Raw genomic sequence first — 15376 nt, 5'->3', positions numbered from 1 at the left:
TACTGGAAATAGTAATGTAGGATCAGATAACTCGGGAGACAGCAATACTGGAAACAGCAATACCGGCTCAGACAACTCGGGAGACAACAATACTGGAAACAGTAATACGGGTTCAGACAATTCTGGCGACAACAATACTGGAAACAGTAATACTGGAACCGATAATTCTGGTGATAATAATACTGGAAATAGTAATGTAGGATCAGATAACTCGGGAGACAGCAATACTGGAAATAGCAATACGGGCTCGGACAACTCTGGAGATAACAACACTGGAAACAGTAACACTGGAACCGATAATTCTGGAGATAATAATACTGGAAACAGTAACACTGGAACCGATAATTCTGGTGATAATAATACTGGAAATAGTAATGTAGGGTCAGATAACTCGGGAGACAGCAATACTGGAAACAGCAATACGGGCTCGGACAACTCTGGAGATAACAATACTGGAAACAGTAACACTGGAACCGATAATTCTGGTGATAATAATACTGGAAACAGTAACACGGGTTCAGATAATTCCGGGGATAACAATACTGGAAACAGTAATGTAGGCTCAGACAACTCTGGGGATAGCAATACTGGAAACAGCAATACGGGCTCAGACAATTCTGGGGATAATAATACTGGAAACAGTAATACCGGCTCAGACAACTCCGGCGACAGCAATACTGGAAACAGCAATACAGGCTCAAATAACTCTGGGAATAACAATACAGGCTCAGACAACTCGGGAGACAACAATACTGGAAACAGCAATACAGGCTCAGACAACTCGGGAGACAACAATACTGGAAACAGTAATACGGGTTCAGATAATTCTGGGGACAACAATACAGGGAACAGTAACACTGGAACCGATAATTCTGGTGATAATAATACGGGCTCAAACAACTCTGGGGATAACAATACCGGGAACAGCAATGTAGGCTCAGACAATTCTGGAGATAACAATACCGGGAACAGTAATACAGGCTCAGACAATTCTGGAGATAACAATACAGGGAACAGTAATGTAGGCTCAGACAACTCTGGCGACAATAATACTGGGAACAGTAATACAGGCTCAGACAACTCTGGAGATAATAATACAGGGAACAGTAATACTGGTTCAGACAACTCCGGCGACAATAATACAGGGAACAGTAATGTAGGCTCAGACAACTCGGGAGACAACAATACTGGAAACAGTAACGTGGGTTCAGACAACTTCGGGGATAATAACACTGGAAACAGTAATGTGGGATCGGACAATTCTGGAGACAATAACATCGGAAACAGTAATGTAGGAACCGATAACTCAGGTGACAACAATACCGGAAACAGTAACGTTGGAAATAACAACACTGGTGATAATAATATTGGTGACAATAACACCGGTAGTGGTAATGTTGGAAACAACTTGAAGGGTGATAACCTATCAAGCCCAGAGTTGGAAGTCCATGATTCAACAGTTACTGCTGGTACTTGGAATCCAAGCGATAATTTTGTGAGTTTGAAGGATGACCACGGTAATTATTTGACAGCAAATAAGATCACTTTTGTTGATCGGACTTCATTTGGTTACTTCAGTGATGATATTCCAGCAAATGTAATTCAATATATTCTTTCAGGCGATTTGAATGTTCCCGGAAAGTATACAATTACTTATATGTGGGGAAGTTTGAGCTTAACGAATGCACAAAAAGAAGACCTATTAAAGATGATGAATTTGAATTCTTCAGGTATACTAGGTGATGAGGTTTGGGCTACGGCTAATATAACCGTTCTAGCAAAACCAGTGGTTTCAGAAAGCGGGAATGGTTCTGGAACTAACTTGGGATTAGATGGTAATGGTGGAAATTCGGGATCTATTCATAGAAACATGGATGATTCGGCAAATACACTCCCTGAAACTGGTTATGCATCAGAGAGTTTGGTTTCAATTGCCGGGTTAATGTTACTCGGTCTAGGAACCTTGGCAGCAGCTGGCAAGAAAAAAGAAAATTAAGATGAAATACTAATCTTAAACGGCGCTGGGAAATCCAGCGTCATACATAATACAATAAAATATTGGAAGCAGGATAACTTAAATGGCAAACTACTTTGTAACTTACGATTATGCGGATCAATTATCTGGTATTGAACATGCACAGCTTAAGAGAATGAGTGCCTTACGCGAAAAGACAGTGACGCCGAATAAGATTGTTTCATTGGCGTATAATCGGTTTTTAACGCGTTCATTAAAGAAGAATGGTATTGATCCGGCAGAATTCATCAATATGTACGATTTTCTACAAGGCGTTTCGGTAACGACATTAGAGGATTATGCGTATCAGATTCCAGCAACTCAGCTTATTGCTGAGAATGAGGCGATTCTTGATCAAAATGAAGTAATGTGGACCATTGGCATTGGTAACGTTACAACAAAAAAGATTTATTTAATGAATAACCCAGTTTTTGATTTACAAATAAATTATGTCGAATTTTTTGATGGTAATGGCTATAAAATTAAAACCGATTACTATGATATTCGCGGATTCAAGAGTATGTCGGATATTTACGGACAGCGTGGTGGCGTTGCCAGAGAAATCAATTTTAATTTAGCCGGTCAACCAGTAGTAGAATCTGTCTATAAACGTGAACCGAATGGGGCAATTAACGCCACACAGTGGTTTGTTAGTGATGGGCACGGAACGATTAAGCATAGTTTTAGCCAAAAAGCAGAACTAGAAGGTTATTTCTTTGACCTATTGAACAAATCAAATCAGGAAGAAAATATATTCATTTCAGATCGAGCTTTTAAAACGGATCAAGGGCTGCTGAACATGCGGACGGCAAGGAAAATGTATGCTTATTGGCATAGTACCTTTGTGCCAAATGGTAAGGATCCGTTGACGACCAAGCCTTTTGACACATTACTTGATGAAATCAAAGCAGCCGATAAAATTGACGGACTGATTGCGGCTACCAGTGCGGAAGTGGAAGATTTGCAACGTGTGGTTGAAGGTAAGATACCAGTTTTTAAAATTAACTCAGCTTTGATCGATGAGCGTACGATGGAATTCAATAAGTTTAGTCGCCGGCATAAGTACGAAATTATAACGGTTGCAAGGCTTTCTGAAGAAAAGCGACTTGATTTAGGTGTTGAAATCTTTGCAAAGGTCGTTAAAAGAGTGCCACAGGCTAAGTGGCATATTTATGGCTATAACCAAAATGGCAATCGTCAAAAACTTGAACAACAGATTGCAGACTTAAATCTGCAAGCAAATATTATGATTCATCCATATCAAAATGATTTGAACGAGATCTACGAGAATGCTCAGTTGTTTTGGATGCTGAGTTTGTATGAAGGCTTCAATATGGCGCAACTAGAGGCGATGAGTCATGGTGTGCCGGTAGTTGCATTTGATATCAAATATGGTCCAGCAGAATTGATTGATCAAGCGAAAAATGGTTATTTAATTGAGAATAATAATCTTGATGATTTCGCAAAACGAACAGTTGAGTTATTAAAGAGTCAATTCACATTAGAAAAACTTGGTAAGGAAAGTCAACTGAAAGCAAGTTTCTATAATAAGAACCAAATGGCACAACAATGGCTTGAATTATTGAATTAGAGAAGGAAATACGATGTACTATTTTTTAACACACACGATTAATGATAAATTGGCGGGACTTGAGATAGCAATGATTAACCGGCTCAAGATCTTTAGGGAAATGGATGTTCCAGCCAAAATTGTAACTTTTCATTTTAATCGTCAACTACATGAAAATATGAAACATTGGTCAATTCCAGAGTCGGACATGCTAAGTATGTTTGATTTCTTTCAGAATGCGGTAAGTTTGCCTACAGATTTTGAAATGCAAAACGATGTTGAGCAAATCACAGCACGTTTGATTGAAGAACACGATGGCGAATTAGATGTACAAGCAAATGATCGAGCGGTAAGTTTCTTAGACAGACAACGGCAACTAAAGGCCAGAATCAATCGAAATGGCAATCTTGCAACCAGTATTGAGTGGTTTGACCGAAATGGCAACCTTGTTCGCCGTGATGGATTTGATACACGAGGATTCCTTTCAATTGCGACCTTTTTTGGACAAGATGGCGGGGTCGCTCACGAAGTTATGTATGATATTGCCGGTAATGAAGTTATTAATTCCTACTATCATGAGCAAGCCAATGGTGAGATTGGTAATACATTATTGATTTTGAAGCAGAATGACGTGGAGATGATGTTTTCTGATCTAGACCATTTGGCAGCTTACTTCTATGATCAGATTAGTATTGTAAATGGTGAGCAGTCGACTTTCATCGCTGACCGATCATATCTTGTTGATAAGCCGTTGTTCCTAATGAAAAATACGGTGAAGAAGTACGAGTTTTGGCATAACACATTCACAACTGATTATTCGCCAGAAGGACCATTAGTGCCAGTAATGGAAAATGAAATTAATTCTGGACAACTGAATGGTTACTTGGTTCCAACTCGGGCTGCTGCAGTCGACTTGGAAAAACGCTTACCAGCAAGCATCCCAGTTCACAATATTTCGGTGGCTTTAAATGATGAAATGCCAACCGTATTACCATTTGAACAGCGCGACCCTGACAAGATAATTTTAGTTGCTCGAATTGAAGAACAAAAGAATATCTCTGATGCATTAAAGGCATTCAAAATCATGCGCGATCAGCGTTCAACGTTGAAGTTGTATGTCTATGGCTATATCTTGGATATTAAGCTGAATGAGCGTTTGCAAGACCAGGTTAGAGATTTAGGGTTAGAAGGCAGTGTTATCTTTAAAGCTTATACTCTCTCAAAAGATGAAATTTATCAGAATGCACAATTATTATTGTTAACAAGTCGGAACGAAGGTTGGGGCATGGTAATTAATGAGGCATTCACATATGGTGTTCCAGTTGTATCATATGATACTAAGTATGGTCCAAGTGAAGTCGTCACGGATAACCAAGATGGTTATATTGTTGAACAGGGTGATTACCAAGCAATGGCAAGTAAGAGTTTAGAATTATTGGCAGATGATGAAAAACGTGTTGATTTTGCACGCTTTGGTGTTGATGCGATGAGAGCGTTTGATTTGAAAGCCAGCGCTGAGCGTTGGAAAGCTCTGCTAGAGAAAATCTAAGAGTTGAGTGGAAGTTAATATGCATTATTTTTTAACCAATAAGTTTGAATATAATCTATCTGGAATTGAGCATGCACAGTTCTATCGTTGGCAGATGTTCACGGAGTTGAAGGTTGAGTCGAAAATTGTGACCTTTGATTACACGCCTGAGTTAAATCGTTTTTTGTTTCGCCATGGAATTAATCGTGACGTATCATTAAACATGTTTGATTACTGGCAGAGTGCTTTGGCTGGGGCAGTTAGGGATTACCCGTTCGTAAATGAATTTAATGGTTTAAAGACTAAGTTTGAATATTATGGTCAGCGGACAACCCCTGATTATGTTTTAAGCCAAAATAAGCTTAGTCTAGTTCGATATTTTAATTCAGAAGATCAATTAGTCGTCGAGGACCATTGGGATATTCGTGGTTTTCTTTCGTTGCGACTAGAGTTCAATGGCTCAAATATCGAAAAAAGAAGCTGGTATAATCCGGCTGGAAAAGTCGTGTTGTACGAAATTGGTGGCTTATTGATTGTTACGCCTGACAACCCACAGTATGCAGTTGGAAAAAAGAACGTCTACTATAACTGGCATGAGATCAAAGTAGCGTGGTTGGATCATTTAACTAGCCGGGATCAGGCGGCGGTTTTGTATGTTGATCGCGCTGAATATGCAACAGCAATTGTGCTGGATATGCAAAATAAATCCGTACCAGCTTATGTGGTTCTACATAGTGCGCATACCAGAGATCGAAACGACCCATTAAATTCACCACTAAATGACGTGCGCAAATTGGAATTTGACCATAGGGAGCGTTGGCGAGGGTATATTGCATCAACCCCACAACAGGCAAAAGATTATCAGGATCGAACTGGAATTAAGACCTTTGCAATTCCGGTTGCTCAGGTAAAGCAAGAGAAACTACCTTTATCAGCAAACCCGGGCGGAGCACATAACTTAATTTACGCATCAAGAATCTCACGTGAGAAGCGCCTGCAAGATGCAATTTATGCGGTTGCTAAATTGGTTACTAAATATCCGGATGTTAAACTACGGATATATGGCTATGTTACTGATGGTCAATATAACGATGAATTATTGGCATTGATCAAGCAATTACAAGTCGAGGAAAATGTCTTTTTGCTACCATATCAAGAAGATAAAGACCGGCTTTTTGCTGATGCGGATGTCTTTGTACTCACTAGTGAATATGAGGGCTTTAATATGTCGATGTTGGAAGCAGCCGCGCATGGTATTCCAACAGTGGCCTATGACGTGAAGTATGGGCCATCTTACATACATGAACAGTTGGATAGTGGCGTGCTGGTTGAGTCTGGAAACGTTGATGCCTTAGCGGACGGAATCGCATTCCTGTTGGACAATTCAGCGGAATTTGACCGTCAACGGCGATTGGGCCAAGAACGATCAATTGAATTTTTCGGTGTGCAGGCGACCGCAAGGAAATGGCGGGGTTTTCTTGAAAGTGAAAGCCTGATTGAAAGATGAAAGTAAAGAGAGGTACTAAACAATATTATTGTTTAGTACCTTTTTTAGCGAATCAAAATGAAAATCCGCTTGCTCGTAACTATTGCAAAGTATCTTTATGTTGAGAATTTCTAATGTTGAGCGGACTAGTGCCATAGATTTTTTTGAAATATTGGTAGGTGGTTTGATTGTTAGAAAGGCCAACACTTTTAAAGATTGATTGGATGGAATCGTTGCTATCAACCAAAAGTTGATAGGCTTGTTTGAGACGCAGGCTGTACAAATAGCTGATTAATGTATGACCTGTTTCAAGTTTAAATTTTCGACTTAGATAATTAGGATTATAGCCAAAGCGTTCAGCTAAAGTGTTGACAGTGATTTTTTCCATAAAGTGAACGTTAATAAATTTAATTAACTCAATTAATTGAGCATTATTAACAGTTATCGTTTCCTTGTCGGTAATAATATTTTGCACATAAAGTTGTTGAATTAGTATCAGAAGAATTGCATAAAAGGCCAGAACATAGCCGGTTGCCTTTGCCTGATAAATTTGATACAGATGATCGAAGTGAGTGAAAAAGCTAAGATCGTTGGTATGCTTTAATTTTTGAAAATCAATCTCCCAGTTTTCAGCGTTGATGCCTAGGTTGTGGAAAAACTTAAGTGGGATTTGAATAACATAAGCTTGATTCTGAGTATGGGTGTCTGAATGAATCACATTCGAGGGAATGATGAAAATCTCATGCGGATTAACGGTGAAAGTTCGTGAATCAACTGTAAAGGTAACTGTGCCAGTTAATACATAGATAATTTCAATGCTTTGATGCCAATGAAGTGGTAATAAGCCTGAATGGTCTGTTTCAGACTTAAAAAAACGTATTAAAACATCATAATTCGAGCGTATAAATTCGTGATTATTTTTATCCATTGTTAGAGGTTCCTGTTTCTAAAAAACTTCAATTTCTTACCTATTCATTTTCGATTTGTTACAGTATCAATGAAAAACCTTTGAATGTAAGCGCATACAAATTATCATGATTTATGTTGATAAGCAAGTTGTTATGTGTAAATTTTTAAAGGAGAAGACGCATGGACGTTGAAAATAATCATCAGGTTCCCTGGGGTCAGCGGATTTCGTATGCCATGAGTGATTTTGGTTGTAATACGATTTTCCAGATTGTGGGAACTTATTTCTTAGTATTTGCTACAGATACGATGGGAATTGCGGCGGCGGCCGTTACTGGTTTGTTCGCAATTTCTGCAATTATTGATTCCTTTGATGGATTAATCTGGGGTCAGTTTATTGATCGGACGCAAACACGTTGGGGAAAGTCGCGACCATATTGGCTGTGGTTCTCGATTCCTTTTGGACTATTTTGTGTAATGGCATTTACAGATGTGCCACTGTCGCAAACTGGTAAAATCATTTGGATTTATATCGCATATATTGGGGCGAAAGTTCTATATTCAGGAATTAATATTCCTGTAACCTCGATTTTACCAACATTGACATCGAGCCCTTCTGAACGGATAACTTTATCGACGGTGCGGCAATTGTTTGGTAATTTTGGAGCTGCAATCTTTTTACCATTGACATTACCGGCTGTAATCTTGTTTGCCGGAATGTTTGATCAGCATACTAAGGATCCTTCAACATCACCAATTGGTTGGTTTATTTGGGCGGTTATCCTGGCAGTTATTACAGTGGCGGCATTATTGACGGCCTTTTCTGGAACCCGTGAAAGGGTTGTAACGCGTGATTCACAGCGTGCAATTCCAATGCGTGAGTCAATCAAGGCGCTCAAGGGAAATTACCCATGGGCGATTATCATTTTCATAAACTTCATTTATTGGGGTGGATTTGCTGTTCGAGCATCAGCATTACCTTATTATTTTAAATATAATCTGCACAATGAAGCCTTAGGTTCATTAGTTTTGGCAGGGACAATTATTACCGTCTTATCGACCGCGCTAATTCCAATGTGCTCAAAGTGGATTGGAAAGCGGAATACCATGCTCTTAGGAATGACTGGGACAGCAATCTCACAGTTAATTTTGTATCTGGCAGATCGTATGGGCGACTCGGTTCCAATTATTTTGGCGGGAATCGTTTTGTACTATATTTCTTACGGATTAACTGGTGCGCTAATTGCCGTAATGTTATCTGATTCCGTTGATTTTGGTGAGTGGAAGAATGGTGTACGTGCGGAAGGATTTGTAACTTCGTTCTCATCATTCTCGGCCAAGCTAGGCATGGGACTTGGATCAATGATTTTAGCCGCTGTTTTGGCAGCCGGACATTATGTTGCTGGTACAGCTGCACAGGGATCCGGTGCATTAAACGCAATTAGTATGGGATTCATTTGGATTCCATTTATTGGGTACGCTGCATCAGCAGTGGCGCTATTGTTTAATGATGTAGATAAGCTTGAGTCGAAGATGCTAAAGGACTTAAAGGCCAAGCATGCTGCAGAATTACAAGCTTAATTTGGAGGGATTATGAAATTTTCTAATGGATATTGGCTAGGTCGTGAGCAATATATTATTAACTCACCACTAGAAGCTTATGAAGCTGTTGTTGATCCAACTGATCAAACAAAAATGACGGTGTATGCAAGTTATCAGAGATTACAATCACGTAGCAATATGTTGGATATCGGGAATTCAACGATTACTCTGAGTTCACCAATGGAGGGCGTCATTGGTGTTAAGTTAATGCATTTTGACCAAGATGATCGAGTACCATTATATAAACTGACAACCGCACCAACACAAGTACAAACTCAGATCGACCAGCAACAGGCCAGTTATATTTCTGGGGATTTAACTCTTAATTTTACGTTGCATGATGCGTTCAACATGGACGTTCTATATCGTGACAAACGGATTACTGGTTCACAAATTAAAGCACAAGCGTCAATTGCTGACCTAAGTGGTCAAAAGTTAGGCGAAGTGATGCACGCAAATTCGGTCACAGGTGCACAATCAATGATGCCACAAGGTATGGTGCGACGTGCTGATCACTATATGCGTGAGCAGTTGAGCCTGTTGCCTGGAACTAATGTCTATGGCTTCGGTGAGCAATTTGGAACGTTTGTTAAGAATGGTCAGACGATCGATATTATTAATCGAGATGGTGGGACTGGTTCTGAGCAAACCTATAAGTCAATTCCATTCTATTTGGCAGGCAAAGCGGGTGTGGGAGACCAACCTGGTACGTATTATGGAGTCTTTGTGAACGAAAGCAAGCCGGTTAGTTTTGAAGTTGCAAGTGAAGTTGTTGATCGGGTTTCGTTCTCTAAAAGAGGTGAGGACTTGTCCTATTTCATTATCTCTGGTGATACGCCAAAATCAGTGATTGGCAAGTTTAATAAGCTAACAGGTGGGTCAACATTGCCACCGGAGTGGACTTTCGGTTTATGGTTATCAACGTCATTCACAACGGATTATTCAGAGAAGACCGTAATGTCATTCATTGATGGAATGGCTGAGCGTGACATTCCACTATCGGTTTTCCATTTTGATTGTTTTTGGATGAAAGGTTTTGAGTGGACTAATTTTGAATGGGACCAAGCTCAATTCCCCGATCCGGCAGGCATGTTAAAACGATTACACGACCGTGGCTTAAAAGTATGTGTTTGGATTAATCCCTATATCTCACAAAAATCACCACTCTTCAAGATTGGTAAAGAGCATGGGTACTTCATAAAGCAGGGCGACGGTAACGTTTGGCAGTGGGATTTATGGCAACCAGGAAATGCCTTTGTAGATTTTACAAATCCAGCGGCTGTTAAGTGGTATCAAGACTACTTGAAGCATCTGCTTGATATGGGTGTTGATTGTTTCAAGACTGATTTTGGTGAACGAATTCCAATGCATGATGCTGTTTTCTTTAATGGTAATAATCCTGAAGGAGAACACAATTATTATACGCACCGTTACAATGAGGCCGTTTATGATGTTTTAATTGCTGAAAAAGGTGCTGATGACGCAGTGGTCTTTTCAAGGTCAGCAACAGTTGGCGGACAAAAATTTCCAATCCATTGGGGTGGTGATAATTTGTCCCAGTTCCATTCAATGGCCGACAGTTTACGAGGCGGACTTAGCTTTTTGTCTTCAGGATTCACCTTCTGGAGTCATGATATCGGCGGATTTGAAGAAAATGCATCAGCGTCGATTTATAAGCGTTGGACGCAGTTTGGTCTATTATCATCTCATTCACGTTATCACGGAAACATTGAATATCGGGTTCCGTGGTTGTTTGATGAGGAAGCAGTGGCGGTTACACGTGAATTCGCTAAACTGAAGCAAAAACTGATGCCCTATATTTATGCAGAAGCAAAGCAAGCAGTTGCTGAAGGAATCTCATTGATGCGACCAATGTATCTTGAATTCCCAGATGATCCTAATTGTGCGCCACTTGATCGACAATATATGCTTGGTAGCGAGATTATGGTTGCTCCGGTTATGACTGAGAATGGTGATGTTGATTATTACTTGCCTGCCGGAACATGGGAGCATGTAATTGATCATCGAGTTGTTACAGTTGCGCAGGGTGGAAAGTGGTTTGCCGAGAATTATGACTTCCATAGCTTACCTTTGTTTAGGCGGATTTAGATTTTGAATTGATCCGGAATCAACTTGCATTATGGACTGCTACCTTATAGGTCATCAGGTGGAAAGAGTTATTAATGGTTTCGAACAAAGTATGGGAAAGACACTCTATGAATGTTTTGTTGGGATTGCTTTTAACGGGATTATGATTGCTTAGATAGAATAAGGAATTAGAAAATATTGATTGCAAAGAACGATTACCCCTAGTAGGTAGTCGTTTTTTTGCGTAGCCAGCTTAAAGCAATTGTGGACGTTAAAAAAGAAAGTTGTAAAAATCAGAGAGAGAAAAAGTTGACATGTAGAAGGTAAAGACATAAAATTACTTTATCGAGTGAGTAATCACTCACTAAATTGAAATTAACCGTTAAACTGGTAGAAAGAACCGCACGAAACACCGAACTTCAATTTAAAAAAATGAAATGGGGATATTGTAATGAGCAACGACATAATTAAGTTGACCGATATTGATAAAAGATTTGGAACCCAAACGGTTTTGGATAATGTTTCTTTCTCAGTTTCGCAAGGTGAAATTGTTGGGTTGATTGGACCATCGGGAGCCGGTAAGTCAACAATTATCAAGATCGCTTTAGGAATGGAAGTCTCAGATGAAGGAGTGGCCACCGTTTTTGGCGTTAAGATGCCTGATCGAGAGGTTCTTGGTCGAATGGGGTACATGGCGCAGTCAGATGCGTTGTACGAACAATTAACAGCTAAGGAGAACTTACAATTTTTTGCCGAAATGAAAGGTATTAAGAAGGATGTTCTATCTGAGGAAATCGAACGGGTAGCCAAGATTGTTGATTTAACAGCCGATTTAGATAAATACGTTGTTGGATATTCAGGCGGTATGAAACGGCGACTTTCATTGGCGATTGCATTTTTAGGAAATCCTAAATTGCTGATCCTAGATGAACCAACCGTTGGAATTGATCCGGCGCTTCGACGTCAGATTTGGACTGAACTACAGGCAATGCGTGATCAAGGGCATACTATTCTTGTCACAACGCATGTGATGGATGAAGCTGAGCTTGTCGATCGTGTGGCACTATTATTAGGTGGCCGGTTGATTGCAAATGATAGTCCAAAAGCACTTGAGAGCGCTTATCAGGTAACGAGTATTGAAGATGTCTTTTTGAAAGCTGAGGGGGAATTATAATGCGTGTATGGTCGATAGCAATTCGAGTTTTAAAAGAACTATTCCGTGACAAGCGGACATTAGCACTAATGTTTTTGGCACCATTATTGGTACTTTCTTTGATGAAAGTTATTTTCAATTCAAGTACTGACGTGTCAGTGAATGTTGGAACAGTGAATGTTGTGCAGTCTCTAAAAAACGCAATGAATAAGACAGGCAACTTGGAAATAGATAACTATTCTACCAACAAACAGGCTCAAAAGGCGTTGGATGACCAGAAACTGGATGCAGTTGTTTATTATGATGGTAGTGATTTCACAATTACATATGCGAATGTTGATGCTTCAAAGACAGCTTTGGTTAAAGCAGCTTTCTCAGCCGCACAGGTTAAGGTTAACGTAAATAATATGTCAAATGCTTTGGCAACATTGCAAGCACGCGCGGGTATTCAACCACAAGCACAAACACAGCCAAAGGTGCATAGTGTTTACAATTATGGCGATCAAGATACAACGTACTTTGACAAAATCTTGCCAATTTTGATGGGCTTCTTTGTATTCTTGTTTGTGTTCTTGATTTCTGGAATGGCCTTGTTACGTGAGCGAACAACTGGAACGCTGGATCGGCTACTGGCAACTCCAGTTAAGCGTTCTGATATCGTTTTCGGTTACATGTTGAGCTATGGCTTACTAGCAATCCTACAAACGCTTGTAATTGTCGGCTTTACAATCTGGGTATTGGGGGTAACGGTAACAGGTTCACTACTTTGGGTAGTGTTAATCAACATCCTCTTGGCGACTTTGGCGTTGTCATTTGGAATCTTTATGTCAACATTTGCAAAATCGGAATTCCAAATGATGCAATTTATTCCAATCATCGTTGTGCCACAAATTTTTTTCTCTGGCTTAATTTCAATGGATGGAATGGCAAATTGGCTCAAGGTTATTGCCGATATTATGCCAATGAAGTATGCTGGAGAGAGTTTAACGAATGTTATTATGACTGGCGCAGGTTGGTCAACGATCTGGGGCGATCTTCTAGCCCTGGTAATTTTTATTGTAATTCTTACAGTTGGTAACATAGTTGGTTTGAAACGCTATCGTAAAGTATAAGAGGGTTGTAATATGGCGGAAAGAATATTTGAAGATTTAAACGATTGGTTTGAACATGAGGACATGACGCCTGGCAAGCGAAAAGTTTTAAAAGCGGCCGTTGAATTATTTGCTACACAGGGGTTTGACGGTACAAGTACAGCGCAAATTTCAGAATTGTCTGAAATGAGCCAGGGGACGATCTTCAAATATTTTAAAACAAAAAGAGACTTATTAAAGGCGATTATTGAACCGTTGGTTAATAATCTAATTCCCAACTATGGACAAGATTTCATAACAAAGCAGGTACCTAAGGACGCACAGTTTGAGGATTTAATCCGCTTTGTTGTGAGAAATCGGCTGGAGTTTATGTATACTAATCACGATGTGATCTCAATCTTTGTGAACGAAATCATGATTAACGACGAATTGCTAGCAGAGGCTAAAGAAAAGCTGATTCCGGTCTTCTTACATTCAATTGATACATTGCAGGGTATGTTTAATGGAATCAAACTAGAACCGGAGAATTTTATTAGGTTACTTGCTGGACAATTGTTATTTGAATTTATGCGGGTTACTCGTTTTTCACCAGCTGAGAACTATGACCTTGATGAAGTTTCAGCTCATATTGCGAATCTGATGATTGCAGCGCTAAAATAATTTATTGATGATGGCAACTAAGAGGCATATGCCTTTTGGTTGCTTTTTCGTCAATTCGGATATGGTAAAATATCAATAACTTAGGAGAGTAATAATGAACGAAATATTAAAAGCACAATTTTTTGTAGATAACCTATCAGATGATCAAAAGGGTGTAATCACTAATATCAATCAATATATTGGTGAAGGCCTACGGGATAATGCACATTCTGTTGCGATTATTCAGGGGGCCGCGGGAACTGGTAAATCAGTTGTTTTGATGGAATTAGTTCGACAGTACATGACTGATAAGCGCTATAAAACAGCGCTGGTCGTTAATCACCCCGAGTTATATAAAGCATATCAAGACTTGGGTGAATCAATTCCTAATCTGAATGTAAATTCAATCCGGCGGCCAACGGCACTAATTAATGATGCTCAAAAGAATCATAAGAAATACGATGTGATTTTTGTCGATGAGGCTCATTTATTGTATTCAAAGTCTGAACCATATGCACATTATCGTGGTGAAAACCAATTGACTGATTTAATGGATCTGGCAAAGGTAGTTGTAGTGGTTTACGACTTTGCCCAAGTATTTCAGTCAAAGATGTATTGGGATGAGAAATTATTGTACAAGACAATTGGTCAGCATCCCCACAAACTTTTTGATATGAACTTCCAATATCGAATGGTTGCCAGTGACGAACAAGTAGCCTGGATGGATGATTTGACTGAGCAAAAGGAGCTGAAGTCCTTCCCGAATAACAGCGATTTTGAATTTAAGATGTTCGATACTGCGGGTGAATTGTTTGAAAACATTAAGTTACGGAACAAAGAGGTTGGAATGAGTCGTGTGGTTGCCACATCAGGTTTTCCACGCATTGATGGCCGTCATAATGTTGAGATGGATACATTCAGCTTACCTTGGGATGAGTGGGATCCACAACGAACCCATTGGGCAAAACGTGAGGGATCGATCACACAAGTTGGGACAATTTACACTTTGCAAGGGTTTGATTTGAACTATGTTGGAATGATTATCGGACCTTCGTTCGGATATGATGAAAAGACTGACAGTATGACGATTATCCCAGAAAAATATTCGCATAAAGAGATTTTTAAGAAGCGTAAGGATATTCAATTTTCACAGGCTGAATATCAGGAATTTATCGCAAACGTGCTAAATGTATTGATGAAGCGTGGTAAATACGGATTGTATCTAACCGCTTATGATGACGCATTGCGACAACGATTAATGGAACTGAACAAACAAGATTAAAGCAAAAAACAGCTTGC

The 15376-nt window shown here is 39.6% G+C and carries 11 protein-coding genes; 10 read left to right on the top strand and 1 reads right to left on the bottom strand.

The window, feature by feature from the left end; genetic code table 11:
• The 4 genes from ESZ50_RS08255 to ESZ50_RS08240 all read left to right on the top strand — a co-directional run.
• Nucleotides 1–1996 (top strand): beta strand repeat-containing protein (locus ESZ50_RS08255; RefSeq protein ID WP_148623097.1); only part of this gene is annotated, 1996 nt, incomplete at its 5' end.
• Nucleotides 1997–2078: 82 nt separating this feature from the next.
• Nucleotides 2079–3605: a glycosyltransferase gene (locus tag ESZ50_RS08250; protein WP_148623096.1), complete on the top strand. Its 1527-nt coding sequence runs from the start codon at nt 2079–2081 to the stop codon at nt 3603–3605.
• A 13-nt stretch (nt 3606–3618) separates the two neighbouring features.
• A complete protein-coding gene (locus ESZ50_RS08245) occupies nt 3619–5133 on the top strand; it encodes a glycosyltransferase (RefSeq protein ID WP_148623095.1) in 1515 nt (504 codons plus the stop codon).
• Nucleotides 5134–5152: 19 nt separating this feature from the next.
• A complete protein-coding gene (locus tag ESZ50_RS08240; RefSeq protein WP_148623094.1) occupies nt 5153–6619 on the top strand; it encodes a glycosyltransferase in 1467 nt (488 codons plus the stop codon).
• 79 nt (nt 6620–6698) lie between these two features.
• On the opposite strand, the gene ESZ50_RS08235 is transcribed toward ESZ50_RS08240, so the two are convergent.
• On the bottom strand, nt 6699–7526 hold the full coding sequence (locus ESZ50_RS08235) for a helix-turn-helix transcriptional regulator (RefSeq protein ID WP_148623093.1): 828 nt from the start codon (nt 7524–7526) through the stop codon (nt 6699–6701).
• 161 nt (nt 7527–7687) lie between these two features.
• Between ESZ50_RS08235 and ESZ50_RS08230 the strand changes: the two genes are divergently transcribed.
• The 6 genes from ESZ50_RS08230 (at nt 7688) to ESZ50_RS08205 (ending at nt 15359) form a co-directional block, all read left to right on the top strand.
• Nucleotides 7688–9085, top strand: coding sequence for a glycoside-pentoside-hexuronide (GPH):cation symporter (locus tag ESZ50_RS08230; RefSeq protein WP_148623092.1), 1398 nt, complete (start codon nt 7688–7690; stop codon nt 9083–9085).
• 12 nt (nt 9086–9097) lie between these two features.
• Nucleotides 9098–11215 (top strand): alpha-xylosidase, encoded by a 2118-nt coding sequence (gene yicI, locus ESZ50_RS08225; RefSeq protein WP_148623091.1) that lies wholly within the window; start codon nt 9098–9100, stop codon nt 11213–11215.
• A gap of 430 nt (nt 11216–11645) precedes the next feature.
• Nucleotides 11646–12368 (top strand): ABC transporter ATP-binding protein, encoded by a 723-nt coding sequence (locus ESZ50_RS08220; RefSeq protein WP_148623090.1) that lies wholly within the window; start codon nt 11646–11648, stop codon nt 12366–12368.
• The gene (locus tag ESZ50_RS08215; RefSeq protein WP_148623089.1) at nt 12368–13459 is read left to right on the top strand and encodes an ABC transporter permease; all 1092 of its coding nucleotides are present in this window, start codon (nt 12368–12370) and stop codon (nt 13457–13459) included. The genes ESZ50_RS08220 and ESZ50_RS08215 overlap by 1 nt, the downstream gene beginning before the upstream one ends.
• A 12-nt stretch (nt 13460–13471) precedes the next feature.
• Entirely contained in the window at nt 13472–14098 is a 627-nt protein-coding gene (locus ESZ50_RS08210; protein WP_148623088.1) for a TetR/AcrR family transcriptional regulator, read from the top strand.
• Between the two features lie 94 nt (nt 14099–14192).
• Nucleotides 14193–15359 (top strand): DUF2075 domain-containing protein, encoded by a 1167-nt coding sequence (locus ESZ50_RS08205; RefSeq protein ID WP_148623087.1) that lies wholly within the window; start codon nt 14193–14195, stop codon nt 15357–15359.
• Nucleotides 15360–15376: the final 17 nt, after the last annotated feature.

It is taken from the genome of Weissella muntiaci, assembly GCF_008107635.1.
GTDB classification, from domain to species: domain Bacteria; phylum Bacillota; class Bacilli; order Lactobacillales; family Lactobacillaceae; genus Weissella; species Weissella muntiaci.
Note: the sequence above shows the minus strand (reverse complement) of the source record. Positions and strands in the feature narration are given on the sequence as shown.

Bases quoted from the DNA above. Each gene is read 5' to 3' on its own strand.
- ESZ50_RS08250 (WP_148623096.1), top strand. From the start codon at position 2,079: ATGGCAAACTACTTTGTAACTTACGATTATGCGGATCAATTATCTGGT.
- ESZ50_RS08245 (WP_148623095.1), top strand. From the start codon at position 3,619: ATGTACTATTTTTTAACACACACGATTAATGATAAATTGGCGGGACTT.
- ESZ50_RS08240 (WP_148623094.1), top strand. From the start codon at position 5,153: ATGCATTATTTTTTAACCAATAAGTTTGAATATAATCTATCTGGAATT.
- ESZ50_RS08235 (WP_148623093.1), bottom strand. From the start codon at position 7,526: ATGGATAAAAATAATCACGAATTTATACGCTCGAATTATGATGTTTTA.
- ESZ50_RS08230 (WP_148623092.1), top strand. From the start codon at position 7,688: ATGGACGTTGAAAATAATCATCAGGTTCCCTGGGGTCAGCGGATTTCG.
- yicI (WP_148623091.1), top strand. From the start codon at position 9,098: ATGAAATTTTCTAATGGATATTGGCTAGGTCGTGAGCAATATATTATT.
- ESZ50_RS08220 (WP_148623090.1), top strand. From the start codon at position 11,646: ATGAGCAACGACATAATTAAGTTGACCGATATTGATAAAAGATTTGGA.
- ESZ50_RS08215 (WP_148623089.1), top strand. From the start codon at position 12,368: ATGCGTGTATGGTCGATAGCAATTCGAGTTTTAAAAGAACTATTCCGT.
- ESZ50_RS08210 (WP_148623088.1), top strand. From the start codon at position 13,472: ATGGCGGAAAGAATATTTGAAGATTTAAACGATTGGTTTGAACATGAG.
- ESZ50_RS08205 (WP_148623087.1), top strand. From the start codon at position 14,193: ATGAACGAAATATTAAAAGCACAATTTTTTGTAGATAACCTATCAGAT.